Annotated in this window: 15 protein-coding genes; 6 read left to right on the forward strand and 9 right to left on the reverse strand. The window is 35.1% G+C overall.

Going from position 1 to position 20,543, the window contains the following annotated elements:
- Window positions 1-74: 74 nt before the first annotated feature.
- The 6 genes from QMN76_RS10155 to QMN76_RS10180 all read right to left on the reverse strand — a co-directional run bounded on the left by QMN76_RS10155 (window position 75) and on the right by QMN76_RS10180 (window position 8,003).
- Complete coding sequence (locus tag QMN76_RS10155; RefSeq protein ID WP_282024647.1) at window positions 75-944, reverse strand: MurR/RpiR family transcriptional regulator; 870 nt, start codon at window positions 942-944, stop codon at window positions 75-77.
- 380 nt (window positions 945-1,324) lie between these two features.
- Window positions 1,325-2,461 carry a Gfo/Idh/MocA family protein gene (locus tag QMN76_RS10160; protein WP_282024648.1) on the reverse strand — a complete coding sequence of 379 codons (1,137 nt, stop codon included), beginning with the start codon at window positions 2,459-2,461 and terminating at the stop codon, window positions 1,325-1,327.
- A 21-nt stretch (window positions 2,462-2,482) separates the two neighbouring features.
- Complete coding sequence (gene iolB, locus QMN76_RS10165) at window positions 2,483-3,283, reverse strand: 5-deoxy-glucuronate isomerase (RefSeq protein WP_282024649.1); 801 nt, start codon at window positions 3,281-3,283, stop codon at window positions 2,483-2,485.
- 11 nt (window positions 3,284-3,294) lie between these two features.
- A complete protein-coding gene (gene iolE / locus QMN76_RS10170; RefSeq protein ID WP_282024650.1) occupies window positions 3,295-4,182 on the reverse strand; it encodes a myo-inosose-2 dehydratase in 888 nt (295 codons plus the stop codon).
- A 23-nt stretch (window positions 4,183-4,205) separates the two neighbouring features.
- Window positions 4,206-6,065 carry a 3D-(3,5/4)-trihydroxycyclohexane-1,2-dione acylhydrolase (decyclizing) gene (gene iolD / locus QMN76_RS10175; protein WP_282024651.1) on the reverse strand — a complete coding sequence of 620 codons (1,860 nt, stop codon included), beginning with the start codon at window positions 6,063-6,065 and terminating at the stop codon, window positions 4,206-4,208.
- A 30-nt stretch (window positions 6,066-6,095) separates the two neighbouring features.
- Window positions 6,096-8,003 carry a bifunctional 5-dehydro-2-deoxygluconokinase/5-dehydro-2-deoxyphosphogluconate aldolase gene (locus QMN76_RS10180; RefSeq protein ID WP_328517264.1) on the reverse strand — a complete coding sequence of 636 codons (1,908 nt, stop codon included), beginning with the start codon at window positions 8,001-8,003 and terminating at the stop codon, window positions 6,096-6,098.
- Window positions 8,004-8,538: 535 nt separating this feature from the next.
- Here QMN76_RS10180 and QMN76_RS10185 point away from each other — a divergent pair.
- Together QMN76_RS10185 and QMN76_RS10190 are read left to right on the forward strand one after the other, a co-directional pair.
- Window positions 8,539-10,008: a sugar porter family MFS transporter gene (locus QMN76_RS10185; RefSeq protein WP_282024653.1), complete on the forward strand. Its 1,470-nt coding sequence runs from the start codon at window positions 8,539-8,541 to the stop codon at window positions 10,006-10,008.
- A gap of 117 nt (window positions 10,009-10,125) precedes the next feature.
- Window positions 10,126-10,950, forward strand: a complete 825-nt coding sequence (locus tag QMN76_RS10190; RefSeq protein WP_282024654.1) for a sugar phosphate isomerase/epimerase family protein — start codon at window positions 10,126-10,128, stop codon at window positions 10,948-10,950.
- 54 nt (window positions 10,951-11,004) lie between these two features.
- Here the strand turns inward: QMN76_RS10190 and iolG are convergent, their stop codons facing one another.
- The gene (gene iolG, locus QMN76_RS10195) at window positions 11,005-12,009 is read right to left on the reverse strand and encodes an inositol 2-dehydrogenase (protein ID WP_282024655.1); all 1,005 of its coding nucleotides are present in this window, start codon (window positions 12,007-12,009) and stop codon (window positions 11,005-11,007) included.
- A 386-nt stretch (window positions 12,010-12,395) separates the two neighbouring features.
- On the opposite strand from iolG, the gene QMN76_RS10200 reads away from it, so the two are divergent.
- Both QMN76_RS10200 and QMN76_RS10205 read left to right on the forward strand, forming a co-directional pair.
- Window positions 12,396-12,785, forward strand: a complete 390-nt coding sequence (locus tag QMN76_RS10200; protein ID WP_282024656.1) for a tautomerase family protein — start codon at window positions 12,396-12,398, stop codon at window positions 12,783-12,785.
- Window positions 12,786-12,871: 86 nt separating this feature from the next.
- Window positions 12,872-13,882, forward strand: a complete 1,011-nt coding sequence (locus QMN76_RS10205) for a Gfo/Idh/MocA family protein (protein WP_282024666.1) — start codon at window positions 12,872-12,874, stop codon at window positions 13,880-13,882.
- Between the two features lie 92 nt (window positions 13,883-13,974).
- On the opposite strand, the gene QMN76_RS10210 is transcribed toward QMN76_RS10205, so the two are convergent.
- Together QMN76_RS10210 and QMN76_RS10215 are read right to left on the reverse strand one after the other, a co-directional pair.
- Window positions 13,975-15,195, reverse strand: a complete 1,221-nt coding sequence (locus tag QMN76_RS10210; protein WP_408869471.1) for a pyridoxal phosphate-dependent aminotransferase — start codon at window positions 15,193-15,195, stop codon at window positions 13,975-13,977.
- Between the two features lie 24 nt (window positions 15,196-15,219).
- A complete protein-coding gene (locus QMN76_RS10215) occupies window positions 15,220-16,425 on the reverse strand; it encodes a pyridoxal phosphate-dependent aminotransferase (protein ID WP_282024659.1) in 1,206 nt (401 codons plus the stop codon).
- Window positions 16,426-16,994: 569 nt separating this feature from the next.
- On the opposite strand from QMN76_RS10215, the gene QMN76_RS10220 reads away from it, so the two are divergent.
- Both QMN76_RS10220 and QMN76_RS10225 read left to right on the forward strand, forming a co-directional pair.
- Window positions 16,995-18,629, forward strand: coding sequence for a tetratricopeptide repeat protein (locus QMN76_RS10220; protein ID WP_282024660.1), 1,635 nt, complete (start codon window positions 16,995-16,997; stop codon window positions 18,627-18,629).
- Window positions 18,630-18,660: 31 nt separating this feature from the next.
- Complete coding sequence (locus tag QMN76_RS10225; protein ID WP_282024662.1) at window positions 18,661-19,869, forward strand: aldose 1-epimerase family protein; 1,209 nt, start codon at window positions 18,661-18,663, stop codon at window positions 19,867-19,869.
- Window positions 19,870-20,543: the final 674 nt, after the last annotated feature.

Consider the following 20,543-nt stretch of genomic DNA (forward strand, 5'->3'; position numbering starts at 1 on the left):
TCAATATTTATGACATATTATGCGCGATAAGCTAAATTTCCTACAAACCAAAATGAGTATTTTACAACCAATAGTTATTTTTTACGTTTTGTATTAATTGCAATTGCTAACATACTCACAACTGCAAATGTCGCTGTTAAAGATCGAAAACCTGAATAGTTAGCCTCTGTTATCTCAAGCCAAATATTTGCTTTATGCACGAGTGGAGAAAATGAGGAATCTGTAATAGCAGCAATTGGAATGCCCAACTCTTTTGCAAAAAAAACTAAATCTAATGTTTTAGAAGCATAAGGTGTATAACTAATGGTTAATATTGCATCTTTTTTCCCAAGCAATTCAATCTGATTTCTGGCCAGACCACCAGCATCGTCAGCATATTCACATTTAATACCTGCTCGACGAAAAATATAAGTCATATACATTACAATTGAATAAACACGTTCAGTACCAATTAAACAAATTGTTTCTGCATCTGCAAGCATATCAACCATTTTATCTAGATGTTTATAGTTAATATTATGTTCTAAAATATTCAAAGATTGATGAGATGACTCAATAAAATTATTTAATAATTTTTTTTGATTAGCGACTTCATTACTTAGATCTTGATGATTTATATTGTCAATTCGTTCTGAATAATCTGGCCAAAATCGACTGGCATGATCTCTATAAATAGATTGTAACTCTGAAAAACCACTATAACCAAGATTTTTAGCAAAACGAACCAAAGCAGATGGCTGAACTTCTGCAGCTTGCGCAATTTCAGTAATTTTTCCAAAAGCAATCGTATAAGATGGTGTTGATAATAAAAAATCTGCAATCTGAACTAAACGCTTTGAAAATTTACTTTTCCGATCAATAATTAATTGATGCAACGTATAAAAATCATGCGGTAATGGCCTACTAAGATTATCATTTGTTTTATCTTCAGAAGTCTGTTCCATAAATAACCTATTTATCAATCTATCAGAAATTATAAATATAAACTGATTATTAGTTGAATTATATCAAAATATAAAAAAATTCTGATTTACAAACTGTAACTGTATCATAAATCAATTAATTCAAGTGTTAAATAGTATTTTATAATTAATGTTAATGATAAAAGTCTGCGTCAAATGCGAATATTTGCTAAATTAGCAAGAACAGTTCAAGATAATTTCTAATAACGAATATTAAAATTTAGAAAACTTCGTCATTTTAACAGAGAATTAAAGAACTATATTATTTAATTCATCATCTTAATAAAAAATCGATAATTAAGTTTAAATTTCTTTGGCGAACAAGGAGATTGTTTTCTACCAAAGAAATCTAAAATATTATTTTATGAAGCAATTTCGTTTAGATTAACCCAACGATTTTCATGTGAAGAAATGGAAATTGCCTCGGAAATTCGAACAATAGTCAACGCATCTCTGAAATTAAAATCGGTTTGTATATTTTTCTTAATACACTCCATTAACTTATGGACTTCTAGGGTTTTAAGATCGTTAAAGCCAATTTGATGTCCACCTGCAGGACAGAATTCGCCATATCCTTTATGTTCTGGCCCAGCCATAATGGTTGTAAAACCACGGCGCCCTGTTTTTTGATCGCCTTTATAAATTTGTAATTCATTAAAGCGCGCTTGATCAAATACCAAAGATCCTTTACTACCACAAATTTCAAATCCATGGTGCATTTCCCATCCAGTGGCCAACCATGAAGAGGTTACAACCCCCGTGAATTGATGATCGTTAAAACGAATTAACGCATTTACTTGATCGTCAGTATAAACAGGTTTAGAGTCACCATCTGATGTGGGTCTAGAGTTATAAATAGTATCTAATTTCCCACAAACTGAGTTTACTTCACCTAATAAAAACCGTGCTGTTGCTAGGGCATGGGAACCAATATCTCCTAATGCACCACCAAATTGATCCTTTTCACAGCGCCATGTGTAAGGTGCAGCATCCGCCATGAATCCTTCTGAATGAATACCACGATATCCAGTAATCTCACCAATTTCACCGCTTTGAATAATTTCTTTGGCGGTAACCATCATTGGATTGCGCAAGTAATTAAATCCAACCAAAGTTATAATCCCAGCTTCTTCCGCCGCTTTGGTCATTTTAATGGCATCATTTAAATTAGTTGCCAAAGGCTTTTCACAATATACAATTTTCTTTGCAGCAATTGCTTCCAAAGCCATTGGCATATGCAAATTATTAGGTGTTGTAATGGAAACAATATCAATATCTGGATTATGTATAAGCGACCTCCAATCATCTGTTGCTTCTTCAAATCCTAATTGCTTTGCCGCAGCTTGTGCTTTTTCTAAGGGAATATCTGCTAGTAGTTTTAAAATTGGCGTTTGTTTAACTGGAAAAAAGCGAGCCACATTTCCAAAAGCCCAAGCGTGCGCTTTTCCCATAAAACCACTGCCAATAACGCCAACACCTAACGATTTATTTTGTTTCATTTTTATACACCTATAAAATTATTATTGAAAAGCAATATCTAAAAAGTCAGGACTTTGACTAAATTTCCATTTTTTAGTTGGGCCGGCCATCACATTTAAATAATATGAATCACACCCATGAGGTGCGCCAACAGGGTGATACCCTTTTGGAACCATTACGGTCTCTCCATCGTAAACAGACATTGTTTCATCTAATGATCTATCATCTGTATAAACACGTTGGAAAACATACCCACCTTTACGTTTATTACGATGATAATAGGTTTCTTCGAGGTAAGTTTCCTTTCCTTCAATAGGGGTATCATGTTTATGAGGGGGATAACTTGACCAATTCCCTCCTGGGGTAATCACCTCTACAACCAATAAAGATTCAGAAGGATCAGTATCCGTTAGCATATTATTGACATAACGAACATTTGTTCCACTTCCACGTTTAAGCGTTTCGATTTCTTCAGCTCTAATGGCGTAAGGGGCACTCCCTTTTTTAGCTGGCGCTTGACAAATAGCTAACTCTAAATCTGTTGTTGCTTTAACGGTCCATTTCATACGAGGTGGCACATAGACCGCAGAAGGTTTTCCATCAAAAACAGACATTCGTTCGCCCAGCACCCCAAATTGTTTTTCTTCAGTTGAAATATCAGCTTTCCCAGTAATGATGACCAAGCAAATTTCGTTATCATTACCATCTCTGGTCAAAGTTTGCCCTGGCTGTAAATGGGCAACTTCAAAACCAATATATTGCCACCCTGCACTTTGAGGGGTAATCCGTGTAACAATACCTTCGGCATCTGGCGCATGTGGTTTAACCAATAATTTACTCATAAGAAGCCCCTTTATTTCTTAATACCAGCTTGATTTAGTGAAGTAGTAAGATGGTTATATCCCTTAGTTACATATTGAAATGGATTGGCTTTAACAGGGTCTTGCTCTGCTTCAATCACAATCCAACCAGAGTAATTTTGAAACGGTTTGAAGAATTCAACATAATCAACGCTTCCATCACCAGGAACCGTAAATACACCTTGTAAAACACCATCCAAAAATGGCCAATTTTCAGCAGTTGCTTTTTTCAGAACATCTTCACGGACATCTTTTGTATGGATATGCGCAACACGTTCAGCATAATTATTAGCCAAACGAATAGGATCAGCGCCACCCCATGTTGCATGACCAGTATCAAGCAAAAGGTGAACCTCTTTACTAGTAGAAAACATTAAACGATCTATGTCTTCTTCGGATTGAATAATAGTTCCCATATGATGATGAAAGGAAAGCTTTACTCCATCATCCAAAGTTAACTTAGCAAGCTCATTTAACTTATTAAAATAACCTTGCCATTGATTTTTTTCCATAATAGGACGATGTGCCAACCCAATGTCACGTCTTCCTTGAATGGTATTTGCAGTTTCAGCGTAAACAACAACATCGCATCCCATAGCTTTTAATAAATCTAGATGAGAGCGCATCGCTACAAACTCCTCTTTAGCAGAACGTAATAACAAAGCACCTGAAAACCACCAACTGGTCAGATCTAGATTATATTTTCCCAAAGTTTGTTTCAAAGCATTGGCTTCTTTTGGAAATTTATTGCCCATTTCCATACCTTCCAAACCAATTTGGCTGGCTTCGGAAAGGCAAGTATCCAAAGGAATATCCCCACCCAGTTCAGGCATATCATCATTAGACCAGCAAATTGCGTGCGCACCAATACGAATTGTCATTTTATTTGTTCCTTGTTTAACTTTTAGTTCCAATGTCTTTGGGATTTTTTATAATTTAGATAGGCATCATAAGCTTCATTGACTGTTTTTTGCTTTGAAACTTCTGGCACAGCAACATCCCACCAATAGCCGCATTCTTCGGTAATGCTAACGGCTTCGGTATCAATGACGATGACTGTGGTGCGATCATTCTGTTCTGATTTTTTCAATGAATCTTGTAATTCTTGAACCGAAGAAACTTTTTCACTGATTGCCCCTAACCCTCTGGCATGTTGGACAAAATCAATATTGGGTAATTCTTTATGATGGGTATCGACAAGCATGTTATTGAATTGTTTACCACCACAAACTTGTTGTAAACGATTGATACATCCGTAACCAAGATTATCAAGCAAAACGATCGTTATTTTAACCCCAAGCATCACAGAAGAAACAATTTCAGAGTTCAGCATCAGGTAAGAACCATCGCCCACCATCACAACAACGTTGCGATCAGGTTCTGCCATTTTTGCACCAATACCACCAGCCACTTCATATCCCATGCAAGAAAATCCATATTCCATGTGATATCCCCCGCTTTGTTTGGCACGCCATAATTTTTGTAACTCCCCAGGTAAACCGCCTGCAGCGCAGACAACAATACTGTTATCAGGAATAGAGCGCATGACGGCTCCGATGACTTGGGCATCACTTGGTAATTTCTCGGTTGTTGGGGCAGGAATTGCCATATATTTATCCGCTGTTTTATACCAATCAGCTTTTAATTTTTTGGCTTTTTTGGTCCAAGATTGGTCAGCTTTATAATCGCTAATTTGTTTACTTAATAATTCCAAAATTGCTTTGGCATCCCCAATCAGTGGATAAGAATTATGTTTTGTGCCATCAAACGGTTGAATATTAAGCCCAATAATTTTTAAATTCTTATTGTTAAATACGGCCCATGATCCCGTTGTAAAATCTTGCAATCTGCTGCCAATCGCAAGGATAACATCCGCTTCATTTGCCAGTGCATTCGCAGCAGCGGTTCCTGATACGCCTATTCCTCCCATGTTTAAAGGAGATTGATCTGGAATTGCGGATTTGCCTGCATTGGTTTCACCAGCAGGAATACCATGTTTATGACAGAAATCTTCAATAAGTTTTTCCGCACCAGAATAAGGAACACCACCACCAATGATGATTAAAGGTTTTTTTGCTTTTAATAAAATATCTTTAGCGGTTTCCAACTCAATTGGATCAGGATGAAGGCGACGAATATAATGAATTTTTTCTTCAAAGAATGTTTCTGGAAAATCCCATGCCATTGTTTGTACGTCTTGGCATAAAGAAAGCGTGACAGGTCCGCATTCTGCTGGATCAGTTAAAACAGTCATTGCACGTTGAAATGCAGGCACGATTTGTTCTGGTCGTGTAATACGGTCAAAATATCTTGAGACAGGTTTGAAACTATCATTCACGGAAACAGTACCATCTCCAAAATCTTCAAGTTGTTGTAATACTGGATCTGGAAGGCGTGTCGCAAAAACATCGCTGGGTAATAATAGAATAGGTAAACGATTAGCATGCGCTACCCCAGCCGCTGTAATCATATTTAACGAACCTGGTCCAATGGACGCTGTGCAAGCCATTATTTGTCTTCTGCGTTTACCTTTGGCAAATGCGATGGCTGTATGTGCCATTCCTTGTTCATTTTGCCCTCTGAAGGTTGGAAAATGATCTTTCACTTCGTGTAATGCTTCACCAAGGCCTGCAACATTTCCATGACCGAAAATTGCCCACATTCCCGCAAAGAAAGGTTGAATGTTGCCATCATCTAGTTTGATTTTTTGTGCCATCATTGCTTTGACCAAAGCTTGAGACATTGTAAGATGTATTGTTTTCATTATTTTTCTCCTTAACCTGTCTGGGGAATATTATTGTGCTGCTTTTTGCCAAGCATCAACGAGCTGTTGGAAAGTATCCGCCATTTTTTGAATAGCTTCATCATCACTAATTTGTTTTGTAAACCATTGACGTGCAGGCTCTCCAAAAATTGTACGACCGACTGCAAATCCTTTGACATAAGATATTTGCGCGGCTGCTTGGAAAGCTTGTGTAATGGTTTCAAGAGGTGCATCCAGCCCAAGAACCACAACACCACGACATAAAGGGTCATTTTGTTTAATAACGTTATTAATGGCTTTCCATGCCGCTTGATCTTGTTGAGGTTCTAATTTCCACCATGCTGGTTTAAGACCTGCGTCATAGAGTTGTTGTAATGCTGTTGCAATGGTTTGGCTGTCTAAGGGGCCATTTTTGCCTGCAATAATTTCAATTAACAATTCCCGTTGCAAACGCTGACAAGCATCGTAAGCTCGTTCAAGTTCTCTTAATTGTTTATTTTTTAACTCAATAGGATCATCTGGATGATAAAAACACAGACATTTAACGGTATGTTGTGCTGGCCATGATAATAATTGTGCGCCTAGGCTGCCTTTCCCATCAAAATCCAATGGACGAGAACCAGGATATTCAATAGGACGAGAAATCCATAGATTTTCATGAGACGCTAGAAATAATGCTTCTTGACCATAGCGACCATCCATAAACGTTCCAAATCCAGGTCTGCCTTTGGCAACCAATGCGGCGGCTTTAATGGTTAAGATTTTAAATTCGCTGATTTTATCGCGGGATACACCATATTCATCAACCATTTCTTCTAATTGTAAACGGTGATCGCATGCCAATGCCATAATAGGAGTAGACTGAACAGGGCGGGTAGTTGCTTGATGCAAATGAGTCAAGGTTTGGTCGTATTGAATTGAATGGTTATGACTGTTTTGTTTTAAGAAATGTGTTAGCTCAACAAAGGTTGGATATTCAGGAGAACAAAGCAAACGCGAAACAGCAAAAGCACCACAAGCATTTGCATAAGTGCAGCAAACATCAATCGGCTCGTTTTTTAACCATCCTCTTAAGAAACCTGACATAAACGCATCGCCAGCCCCAAGCGTGTTACAAACGGTAACTTTGAAACCTTTGCCTTTGATCCCCTGATCCAAAGATTGTGGAATAACTTTATCAAAAACAACGCATCCTATGGGACCACGTTTACATACAATAGTTGCTTGTGGAGCAATCTTGCGAATATGCTGAATAGCTTCGATGGTCTTTTCATGACCACTGGCAATATGCAATTCTTCTTCTGTTCCAACAATCAGATCGCATTCAGGGATAATGGATAATAATTTTTCTGTTACTTCTTTTGAACGTACATAACGTGCTTCACCATCACCGATAGAGGCAACACCCCATAGATTAGGTCGGTAATCAATATCAATGACCACTTTCCCCCCATGAGCATGGATTAATTTCATGGCTTTACGTTGTGCTTTTGCACTGTTTTCTTTGGAAAAGTGCGTTCCCGTCACAACAATCGCTTTGGCTCTTTTTATAAAATCGTCATGAATGTCATCTTCTGATAATGCTGCATCCGCACAATCTGTTCTGTAAAACAACAATGGAAATTGTTCCGAATCCCTGATACCCAGAATTGCCAAGGCTGTTAGTCGTTCAGGATCTTGATAAATACCTTTTGTATCGACGCCTTCACGCTGCATTTGTTCGATAATAAAATGTCCAAAATGATCATTCCCTACACGTGTAATGACACCAGATTTAAGCCCCAGACGTGCTGTTCCAATGGCAATATTTGCTGGGCATCCGCCAACTGCTTTATTAAAAGATGAAGTATCTTCTAAACGACAGCCAATTTGTTGAGAATAAAGATCAATCGAAGATCTTCCTATAGTAATAATATCCAGTTCGCCATTGGTCATCATTATACTCCAACGATAATAACAAAAAAATTCTAAATTTGATAAAATATAGAAAATTAATTTTAAAATTACGATATGTAGATACATTAAGATACTAAAAAAGATGTGAACACCCAGTTTTCACAGCCTTGTGATGGTAATCCGAATTTAAAATAGGTGCACTTTTATGTTCAAGAAAATGTTATTAAAGGCTCATTGCCGAGAAAAAATGTTATAAAACTGGGAATTTGTTTAAACATTTAGAATATTTTTTTCAAAAAGTTATAAACTTGATGATGAATACACAATAAGTTTATTAAGAAAATTCAAATTTTATATAATACTTACAATATATTGCGATTTGTAGAAAAATTTTTCTATAATCACGTTAATGTAGGTGCGGTTTTCTTCATAGTTTGAAATTATTTTAGGTAAAGATAAGCTTCAATAAGGTTGCAAATTGCTTTTTGGTTAAGGTCAATAAATGACCTTTTTATCAGGGTTAAGAATATTCTTTTAAGATTTTGAAGAATATTTCTAGATGAAAGAGTAAAGATCTATGTCTGATTCAACAAAAAGAAATTTTATTACAAAAACAACTATGGTTGCAGCATTAGGGGGGTTATTATTTGGATATGATACCTCTGTAATTTCTGGTGCTGTGGCATCTATTGATCACCAATTAGTAAAACCATTAAATCTTTCAAATAATTGGGAAGATTTTATTTCTGGATTCGTTATTGCAAGTGCACTCGTCGGGTGCATGATTGGTAGTATTATTAGTGGATTCGTTGCTGATTTTGTTGGTCGCAAAAGAGGGTTATTTATATCAGCTATTTTATTTGTGATTTCAGCATTAGGATCTGCATGGCCTGAATATGGAGTTATATATCCTCTGCATGATCCTGTAGCTATTGTATGTTCTTTTATATTCTATCGTATTATTTGTGGTATCGGGGTTGGAATTGCATCAACATTGGCACCAATGTATATTTCCGAAATTGCACCAGCGACTATTCGAGGTAGTTTAATTATTTATTATCAAATTGCGATTGTGAGTGGTCAAGCAGGCGTTTATTTTGTGAATTGGTTTATTGCTAGCCTTGGTGATCATGATTGGTTGATGACAACAGGTTGGAGAATTATGCTTGCTTCTGAAATTATCCCAGCCTTTATCTTTTTAATATTATTAGTTCCTGCTGTTGAAACGCCTCGTTGGTTAATGTTAAAAAGCCGTGATGAAGATGCTTTAAGTGTATTGCATAATATTTTTCATCCTAATGAAGCACATAAAACAGCCGCTGAAATCAAGGAAAGCTTGAATAAAAATACTGAATTGGGATCTTTATTTCAATTTGGTACTGCCGCAGTTCTTGTGGGGATTATGGTTGCTGCCCTTCAACAATTGGTGGGAATTAATGCTGTTATGTATTATGCCCCAGAAATGTTTAAAAATATGGGTTTTGGAGAAAGAGGCGCATTATTTCAAACAATTTTCATTGGGATTGTTACTGTTATTTTCTGTTTAATTGCGATGAAATTAGTTGATAGAGTTGGCAGAAAACCATTGCTGATTATTGGTAGCATTTTGCAAGCAATTGCAATGTTAGGATTAGCAGCAACCTTTATCTTTAAATTAAGTAGTATAATTTCCGTCTTTATGATTTTGTTCTACTGTGCCAGTTTTTCTATTTCATGGGGGCCAATTACTTGGGTTTTGCTTGCGGAACTATTCCCAACAGCGATCAAAGGGCGCGCAATGAGTTTAGCAGTGTTTTTTGAATGGACTATTAATTTAATAGTTGCATGGTCTTTCAAAATGATGGATGGGAATGCTTCTTTGAATCAAGTTTTTAATCATGGTTTTCCATTTATTATTTATGGGATAATGGGCGTTCTAGGCACCTTCTTTGTTATATTCTTTGTTCCAGAAACAAAAGGACGCAGTCTAGAAGAAATCCAACAAATTTGGTTAGATCGTAAAAATAAAAAACAAGTATGCAATCCATCTACTGTCAAAGTGTTATAAATTTTATTTGAATTAACTTCTTAAGATTAATTTTCAAATCTTAAGAAGTTAACATATCCGTAAATTATTGGTTCGAAATCAATTTGATAAAAAGAAAATTATCAATAGGAGATTGCTATGCGTCATATTGGATGTTGCACGTGGATTTTTGAGAATGAACCCATTGAACAAACAGCTCAACGTGTGAAAAAAATTGGATTAAATGGAGTGGAATTACATGGAGATATACATTCAATTAATCCTGTACAAGCAGGTAAAGTTTTCGCAGATAAAGGATTAGAGATTTTTTCTATTACACCTGAAGATGCGGATATTTCAAATCCAGATTCTGCAATTCGCCAAAAAGCTGTTGATTATTATAAAAAGTTAATTGATTGGGTATTAAAAATAGATCAACAACCTAATCCTCCAATGGTTTCCTGTCATGGGTTGGTACAGCGTATAAGGCCAATTAGTACACAAGAAGAAGAAAATCAATTTTTAATAGAGAGTACAAAACAAATTTGTAATATGGCACAACAAGCAAATATCGAAATTGTTTTTGAAGTGTTAAATCGTTATGAAAGTCACCAAGTTCAGACTTTAAAAGAGGGAGTCCATTTCTTAGAAAAAGTAAAAGCTCAAAATTTAAGATTACTAGCAGATGCTTATCATATGAATATAGAAGAGGCTAATCCAGCTGGTGCTTTACAGGAGGCTGGGACATATATCGGTTTATATCATGCCGCAGATTCAAATCGTGGAGCAATTGGCGAAGGCCATACGGATTTTAAAGCACAAATTATGGCTCTAAATAATATCCAATATTATGGCCCCATTATTCTTGAAATTGCAGCCCCTGGCCCAGATCCGTTTAATACAAATAAAGGTGAAGGGTTCAAAGAAATACTAGAACAACAACTAAAAAAATCGACAGAATCTATTCGTGCATTAAATAGTTAGTTCAAATGAACTAAAATAAAAAGGTAAGTTATATAACTTACCTTTTATTATATCTTAAATTTCATCTAAACGAATAATACGTTTTTCAAGAATAGAACGGCTAGCTGCTTCTGCTAACATTAATGCTTGTTTGCCATCTTCAAATCCTACTTCTGGATTTTTTCCTTGTTCAACAGCATCCACAAAAGAGCTAATTTCATTGTTAAATGCTTCACCATAACGATCAATAAAAAAATTCATTAAAGCTGGTTTTTGATCTGTAAAGTTTTCTGCATATAAGCGCATATTATTCATAGGGTGATTTTCTGAAATAGCCATACCTTTTGATCCAAAAGCTTCTACACGTTGATCGTATCCATATACAGCACGACGAGAATTGTTAATGATACATTGTTTTCCAGAGGCTGTTTTTAGAACAATAGTGACCGTATCATAATCATTACAGCGTTCCATTAATGCGTTATTGACAAGGCGTGAACCTGTTGCAGAGACTTCTGTAATATTTTCACCCAAAATGAAACGTGCCATATCGAAATCATGAATGGTCATGTCACGAAATATACCTCCTGATACTTCGATATATGCATCAGGTGCCATGTCTGGATCACGTGAAGTAATAATGACTTGGTGTAAGTCTCCAATTGCACCTGCTTCAATAGATGTTCTAACAGCTCGGTGTCCTTTATCAAATCTTCTGACAAAGCCAAGCATAATAGGGATATTCGTGCCTTTAATTTTTTGCTCACAAGACTTTACTCTGTCCAATGATAAATCAATTGGTTTCTCACAAAAAATAGCTTTTTTGGCAGCAACAGCTTGTTCAATTAAATCAGCATGTGTCGCTGTAGACGTTGCAATCAAAACGGCATCAACTTCAGAAGCATTCAAAACATCTTCTACTGAGGAGAACTGTTTAGCATGATGTTTTCCCGCAACCTCTTGTGCCACTGCATTATTCACATCGAAAACGCCAGCAAGTTTTGCCTTGGGATGAGCAACAATATTATCAACATGCATACGGCCGATACGGCCTGTACCAAGAACAGCAATTTTTAACATATGTATTTCTTTCTTTAATTATATGGATATAAAAATACTTTCCTTTTTAAATTAGAAAAATATTTTTAAATTTACGATTTATTGTAATAATTCGATAATGAAAATTTTGTGAGTTTTAATTTTTTCTGTAGAATAATGCTTGTTCAGCATTAATATATAAAAATAGAAATATACTGATTCTATATAAAATTTTTGATATTTATCAATAAATTATAATCTAAACAGGTTATTTTTATAGCTTTTAATTTTATTTTAAATTATTCAAAATATAAAATAATTTTAAGATCACAATTAATTCATTAAAATTGAAAAAAAAATTCTATTTTATATAGAGAATGTATTTTATAGTTAATTCATTGTTATAATTTTAAATCAAAGGTTAAAAAATGCCACTTATTCGTATTGATGTCATTGAAGGCAGAACTCAGCAAGAATTAACTATTTTAAAAGAAACCATCCATCGTGCAGTGGTTGAAGCTTTTGAAGTTCCAGAACGTGATAAATATCAGATTTTAACACAACATAAACCTGGTTTTCTTATTTCTGAAGATACAGGATTAGATATTCCAAGAACTGATAAATTTGTTTTGCTGCAAATTGCTTCCAGACCAAGAACCGCTGAACAAAAGAAGAAATTTTATAGTCTTGTTTGTCAGCTATTAAAAGAAAATTGTGCAATTAAATCTTCTGATGTTATGATTAGTATTGTTGTAAATAGCGATGAAGATTGGTCTTTTGGATTAGGAAGAGCTCAGTTTCTAGAGGGAGATCTATAAATCGATATTCTGCAAGAATAAATTAAGTATATTGTATGATTGATTTTATAGGGAAATTAAAGATGACTACTAAAAATCCACAAGAAATAAAATTAAGAATTGGCGTGATTGGAACTGGTGCTATTGGCTCAGATCATATTCGCAGATGTACTCATACATTATCTGGTGCAGAGATAGTAGCTGTCAGTGATGTTAACACAGAAAATGCAAAAAAAGCAGTCACTCCATATAATCCAAATGCCAGGGTCTATGAATCTGGGCATGATCTTATCAATGCAGAAAATGTAGATGCTGTTATTATAGCTTCTTCGGGACAAACACATGCGGAATATGTGTTATCTGCAATTAAAGCTGGTAAATATGTTTTTTGTGAAAAACCATTAGCAACTACAATCGAAGATTGCCAAAATATTATTCAAGCTGAACAGGATCAAGGTCGTCGTTTGGTCCAAGTTGGTTTTATGCGTCCTTATGATAAGGGATATCGTGAATTAAAAAAAATAATATCTGACGGTATCATAGGTTCTCCTTTAATGGTTCATGCGGTACATCGCAATCAAAAAGTCGGTGAAAGTTATGTAACTCATATGTCTATTTTTGAAACACTAATTCATGAACTTGATGTGTTAAGATGGCTATTAAATGATGACTATATTTCCGCACAAGTTATTTTCCCTCGTCAAACAAACTATACACATGAAAAATTACGTGATCCTCAAATTGTGTTACTAGAAACTAAATCGGGTATTCGTATCGATGTAGAAGTTTTCGTTAACTGTCAATACGGATATGATATTCAATGCTCTGTTGTGGGAGAAAAAGGTACCGCAAGTTTACCAGACCCTGCTGCAGTTTCTTTACGTTTGGGTGAAAAATTAACGACTTCCATTTTAACCGACTGGAAAGATCGTTTTATTGAAGCTTACGATATAGAAATCCAAGAATTTATCAATGGATGTCTAGCTGGACAACTCAACGGCCCGAGCACTTGGAACGGATATGTCGCTGCTATTGCTGCTGTTGCTTGTGTAAAAGCACAAGATACTCTTGCCATAGAACCAATTTCTATTCCAGATTGCCCAGCAATGTATAAGTAGTCTATCAGTCAGTATTTAAATCATTTAAAATAATATAATCATCAATATTAGAAGGTTAATCAAGCTAATATATTAACCTTCTAATAAATTATTTATTGTAATCGCTCAACAAATTGTGCAATACGCTTGCATGCCTTTTCTAATACTTTATCATCGGCAGCATAAGAGATCCGTAAATAAGGACTTAATCCAAAAGCATGACCAGGAACAACAGCGACATGCTGTTCTTCTAACAAAGCCTCGGCAAAATCTTGGTCATTTTCAATTTTACGCCCACCTGCACTGGTTTTGCCTATACATCCTTCAATCCCAGGATAAACATAAAAAGCACCTTGTGGAACAGCACACGTCACCCCTGACATCTTTGAAAACGCTTCTTTCATCATTTTACGACGACGATCATAAGCTTCTTTCATCTCTGCCACATCATTATCACAATGGTGCAAAGCTGCTGTAGCTGCTGCTTGGCTGATACTGGACGCGCCAGATGTAGAGTTACTTTGAATTTTTAACATCGCTTTGATCAGGCGTTTAGGACCACCCACATACCCCACGCGCCAACCTGGCATCGCATAGGTTTTGGACGCCCCGTTCGCCGTTAAAATTCGATCTTTTAAATCTGGTGCCAACACAGCCAATGAGTAATGCTCTTGACCATCAAAAACTAAATGTTCATATATCTCATCAGCAAAAATCCAGACTTGAGGAAAATCACGTAAAACTTCAGCAATTTCCAATAAATCTTGCCTTGACCATACAGCACCCGTTGGATTGCTAGGCGAATTAATAATTAACCACTTTGTTTTATTGGTTAACACCTTACGTAAATCAACAGCTTTCAAAGAAAAATTATTTTCTTCTGCGCAAATCACATCAACAGGTTTACCCCCCAAAAAACGGGCCATAATTGGATAGCTAGTCCAATAAGGCGCGGGAACCACGACTTCATCCCCCTCATTCAAAGTCGCCATGAACGCATTAAACAAAATCTGCTTAGCACCATTAGCCACCATGATTTCGTCAAGCGCATATTCCAAACCATTCTCTTGTTTGAATTTTTTTTGTACAGCTTGCTTCAACGATAAAATCCCATCAATAGGTGGGTATTTTGTCTTACCATCTAATGCAGCTTCATAAGCTGCATCACAAGCCACTCTGGGGGTAAAAAAATCAGGCTGCCCTAATGCAAGAGAAATAACATCATTGCCCTGTGCGGCCAGCTCTCTGGCACGCATAGACATCGCAATCGTTGCTGGGGTCTCAAAGCCCTCCATTTTTAAAGAAAGGCTAGGCTCGGTTTTTAAGGGGTTCATAGTCATTGATAGACCTGTTTTTTCCTATTGAAGATTCATACAGAATTGTTTGATACGCGTACAAGCTTCTTTTAACAATTCCGTACTTGTCGCATAGGAAATCCGAAAATATCCTTCCATCATAAAAGCTGCACCATGCACTGCTGCGACACCCTCTTCTTCCAACAGAGCTGTTACGAAAGATTCACTGTCAGCAATTTTGACACCACTTTTCGATGTTTTACCAATACAGTCATGAATAGATGGAAATAAGTAAAAAGCACCTTCTGGTTTAATACAACTGAGCCCTGGGGTACTATTTAATAATTCTAAAACGATATCACGGCGTTTTTGATAAGTACTAACCATATCTTGCACAGATTCTTGTGATCCAGACATAGCTTCAATTGTTGCAGCTTGACTGATTGAACACGCATTCGTTGTAGATTGCCCCTGAAGCTTCATCATCGCTTTAATAAATTCTACTGGTGCAGCTGCATAACCAATACGCCATCCTGTCATAGAATAAGCTTTTGAAACACCATTCATTGTCACTGTACGGTCTTTGAGTTTAGGCTCAACCTGCACAATCGTAGACGCCACAAAACCATCATAAGTCAGCTTGCAATAAATATCATCTGTCAGAATCCACACATTTGGGAATTCTAATAAAATATCACATAACGCCCGCAACTCTTCATTAGAATATGTCACGCCAGTTGGATTGCAGGGTGAGTTAATGATTAACCATTTTGTTTTTTCAGTAATTGCTTCGCGTAACTGTTGAGGCTGTAATTTAAATCCTGTTGTTTTTTCATTGCAAGCCACCATTACTGGGTTACCACCAGCCAATGTCACAATATCTGGATAAGATACCCAACAAGGCGTTGGAATGATCACTTCATCTCCGGGATTAATACTGGCCATCATAGCATTAAAAATCACCTGCTTGCCGCCAGAGGAAACTGCTATTTCATCTGCAGTATAATCCAAGCCATAATCAGTATTTAAACGACTAGCAATTGCTTGGCGAACTTGTGCTGTTCCACCAACATCTGTATATTTTGTTTGGCCAGTTTGAATAGCTCTGATCCCTGCTTGGCCAATATTATCAGGTGTACCAAAATCAGGTTCACCCGCAGAAAGGCTTATAATATCGCGACCTTTTGCCTTCATCTCACGCGCTTTTGCAGAAATAACCAATGTTTGACTTGGCTGTATTTGTTTTAGACGATCCGATATAATATCCATTATAATTATTCCAAATGTAACAATAAATCCTGTATTTAAGATAAATACCAGGACAGTAATTTTAAACTTTACAGTTTCACAATATAAAACGGTAAAGTTTGAATTTATATAAATTCTTGGTTTTCATCAACTAGGTGAAGTCTTTTTTCAGTAATTTCATCCCAGAATAATGAAACTGATCATATTGCTGAGAAATACTATTTTTTCTTTAAGATGAATTTTGTAGTTTTTTACTCATAACACCACTTGCATTGACATTGACCATTTATCTACTCACTAAACATTTCTTTATGAAAATAAAACTATATTATAATGTTTATCTTTAAACATATGCCGATAAGCAGGTTGCCAATTTTCATATAAATATAAAGAATCAAAGTCTAACGAAATAAGCTATCTATCTCAATCTCTTTTGCCTTAAATAAAAGCAAATTCACAATTATTTCCCATAGATTTAAAACGGGTTAACTGCATCTCAACTATACTAATAAATATTTTTTACAAAAATTATGATATATTATCCTAAACTGTGAATGATATTACATATTTATTATAAAGAGTGTTCATCTGTGATTGATATTACCAACTTAACCACGAATATTATAACACTTGTTTCAATCAAAAAAGATCAAGTTCTTCCATCTTTAATTGATCCATCACTACAAGATATTATACCTATTATAGAAGATTTTAAACAAGAATCAAAGGCACTAAAAACAATTGAAAATCTTGCAAAATACTGCGCTTTTTATGAAGACTATAACCTAGCACACCAACTGTTAGATTATGCACTAACATTATATCCTAACCAACACCAAAATTATTATTTTAAAGCTATTTTATATTTCAAACAAAATGATATACCACAAACTTTGCTAGCTCTTAAAAATATGCTGCACAGCGTAAAAGCTTCGGAAACACAAATCACACATATTTTAAATCGTTTAAATGACAATAATAAAATAAGTGATTGTATATTTTTTATTGATAGTCTTTTAAAAGAATTTAACTTACCTCTTTCCTCTCGAGATTTTAATATTCTTATTCTTCCCTATGATATTAAAAATAAAGATAAAATTATACAATATTATTACAGCATTTTTTTTGTAATGCTTTGTAATACCCTAGAATGGAAAGACCAAGGACAATTAACAACATTATTAGATGCAGAATATCAATTAAATGGTTTCAACCCATGGTATCATTTATGTATGGGAAAGTTAAGTTGGATATTAAATAATAGACCTAAAACTGATTTCCATTTCCAAAAAGCTAAAGAGCTTTCAATTGAACAAAATCTTATTTTTACAACTGGAGATTGTGGGGTTTATACATGGCTGTCAGATGAAGAGATACATAACCTTACCAACCTTCAAAAAGATCATGACCCTTTTCAATTAAAAATGTGGCAATGGTCATATGCAGATTTAAAAGATGAAAAACCTGAGATTTCTATTATTCTAGGATGCGATTTTAAATATTTTAGATATTTTCCTAAATTTTTACTTTCATTGCTCAAAGCTCATATTCACAATAAACATCAAGAAAAAACAGTAATAAGTATATGTCTAGATAATCCATCACCAGAACAAATACGCTTTTTACGTGAAACTGCCAACTATATTCATCAACATATTCCACATTTTTATTTAACCTTTGGTTATGGATTAAGCCCTTATCAAGATGGCGCATATTTCGCCAGTGTTCGTTATTTATTTGCCCCAGAACTATTTAACCTTTATCCAACACAAACCTTTATCGTTGATATCGATGCTTTTGCCTATGAAGATTTTTATCAAAAAGTTAAAAACCTCAGAGAACAATATGATTTTGCTTTGCGAATTTTTGCTTTTGATCAACAAGGCAATCAAGTCGCTGGGGAACCTTGGTGCCTAGGGGCTGGCATATTATATCTAGGAGACCTTGAAAAAACACGTTCTATTCTGCAACTTTTAAAACAATATGTAAATTATGCTTATGACCCTAAAAATCCTTTAAATTGGTGCATTGATCAATGTGCTCTTGTTCAAGCTTTTAACTATTATATTAAACCATTTTGGGATACATTAAGAGTTACCGATATTGATTATAATCCTCCTTTTCTTTTGTCACATATTATCGGTGAAAAAGACGAGTTTTATTGTCATGACGGTATTATTGATATTGATAATTTCAAAAAGAACTTAGAAAAACTGATTCATTAAATGCTATAACATTATATTTAAGGAGTATATGATGAATAAATCTTTAGCTGCCAGTGTTTCCCCCGCTTTATACTCTAGCAAAACCAACACAAAAATTTTCACTTTAACCAGTGCAGAACATAATATTGAGGTTGGCAACTGGAAAATTGACAGCACACAACTAGGAATTTTTGATACTTATTTTATAATTGAACAAAAAATTCTACATGGTGGAAAGCAAGAAGGCTCAAAAATAATTACGCTTACCAGCCCTAATGGCTTAACCATTACCCTCAGTCCTACCAGAGGAATGAGTATTATCAACGTCATAGGCCAAGATATGCGTTTTGGTTGGGATTCCCCTGTTAAAGAAATAGTTAATCCTGCCTTTATTAACCTTGAAAGCCGCAGCGGCGCTGGATGGCTAGAAGGCTTTAATGAAATGATGGTTCGTTGTGGCTTTGAATGGGCTGGGCATCCTGGCCTTGAAAATGGAGAGATGCGTACTCTTCATGGTAAAATAGGTAACACCCCTGCCTCTGAAGTTGAAATTGAAATCAATGAAACTGCACCTTATGAAATTAAAATCCGAGGTTTAATCAAAGAAAGCACCTTTAAGAAAGCCGACTTACAAACCTTAGCAGAACTAAGTTATACTCCTGGTACGCATCACTTTACCATTCATGACAGTCTAACCAATCACGCCGATTATCCTCGCGACTATCAAATCATGTATCACAGTAACTTTAGCAAACCGTTACTAGAAAAAGATGCACAGTTTGTAGCCCCTATCAAAGAAATCAGTCCTTTCAATGATTATGCGCAAAAAGGGCTTACCGATTGGTCGGCTTATCTGGGCCCGACAAAAGATTTTGATGAAATGGTCTTCAATATTGTTCCTTTCTCTAAGACAGACGGCTCTACCATAGCTGCGCTACATAACAAAGATGGTAGTAAAGGTGCTGCCATAGAATTTAACGTTAAAGAGCTTCCATACTTAACTTTATGGAAAAATACTGATACTGAGAAACAAGGCTATGTTACAGGCATAGAGCCTGGTACAAATTACGCTTATGCTGCTAGTATTGAGCGTGAACAAGGACGTATTCGACAAGTTAAGCCTGGAAAAACTGTGCACTTTAAAATTAAATATAGCGCACTCATGAACAAAGAAGCAGTTAATAAGGTAAAAAAAGAGATCACTGATATTCAAGGTAACCAGAAAACAACCATTATTCAAAAACCCATTGCCAAAGAATAATTTCAGCTAACTTCATGTATTGGATATGAGAAATTTCTTATTCATATCCAATATTAAAGAATCTAGTTATGTAACCTTTTTGAAGTATAACCCAAACTGCGATATTTTCGTAAATATAATTTTTTAAAATTATTATAATGCTACAATGTCAAGAAACACCATCGACCACCTCGAATAACAGGTTCTTTCGCTTGTATTCACTGTGCTCTATTAAACAGATGAAAAATTGCAGCAATTACTTAAAAAAATATTAAAAAGAAATAAATTCATGATCAAAAAACTCAATCTACAATATTTCTTATTTAATAAATTATAGTCTTTTAGATTGTGGCACATATGACATTGGTATAAATAAAAATAAAATTTTTTCTAAAATTAAAAGTAAACAAATTTAAAAGTAAAACTTATCAGTACGAAAAATAACAGCACTATTACTTCATTAAAAGTCGAATATCCTCTCCAAAAATCAATTGTCACCAATCCATAGCCACAAAAACAAACAAATGAGAATAAATCAGATTTTTATTTCTAATACTGGTATTTATTGAGTGGGCTGAATGATATTCTTAGATGCAAATTAATAATGATAATTGTTTTAAAGGTAATACACTTTTAAGAGATGCTAATGAGTATTATATTTACAACTTTAAGATGTGTGTTATCGTATAAGTTGT

It is taken from the genome of Commensalibacter papalotli (ex Botero et al. 2024), assembly GCF_947179115.1.
Classification (GTDB): Bacteria; Pseudomonadota; Alphaproteobacteria; order Acetobacterales; family Acetobacteraceae; genus Commensalibacter; species Commensalibacter papalotli.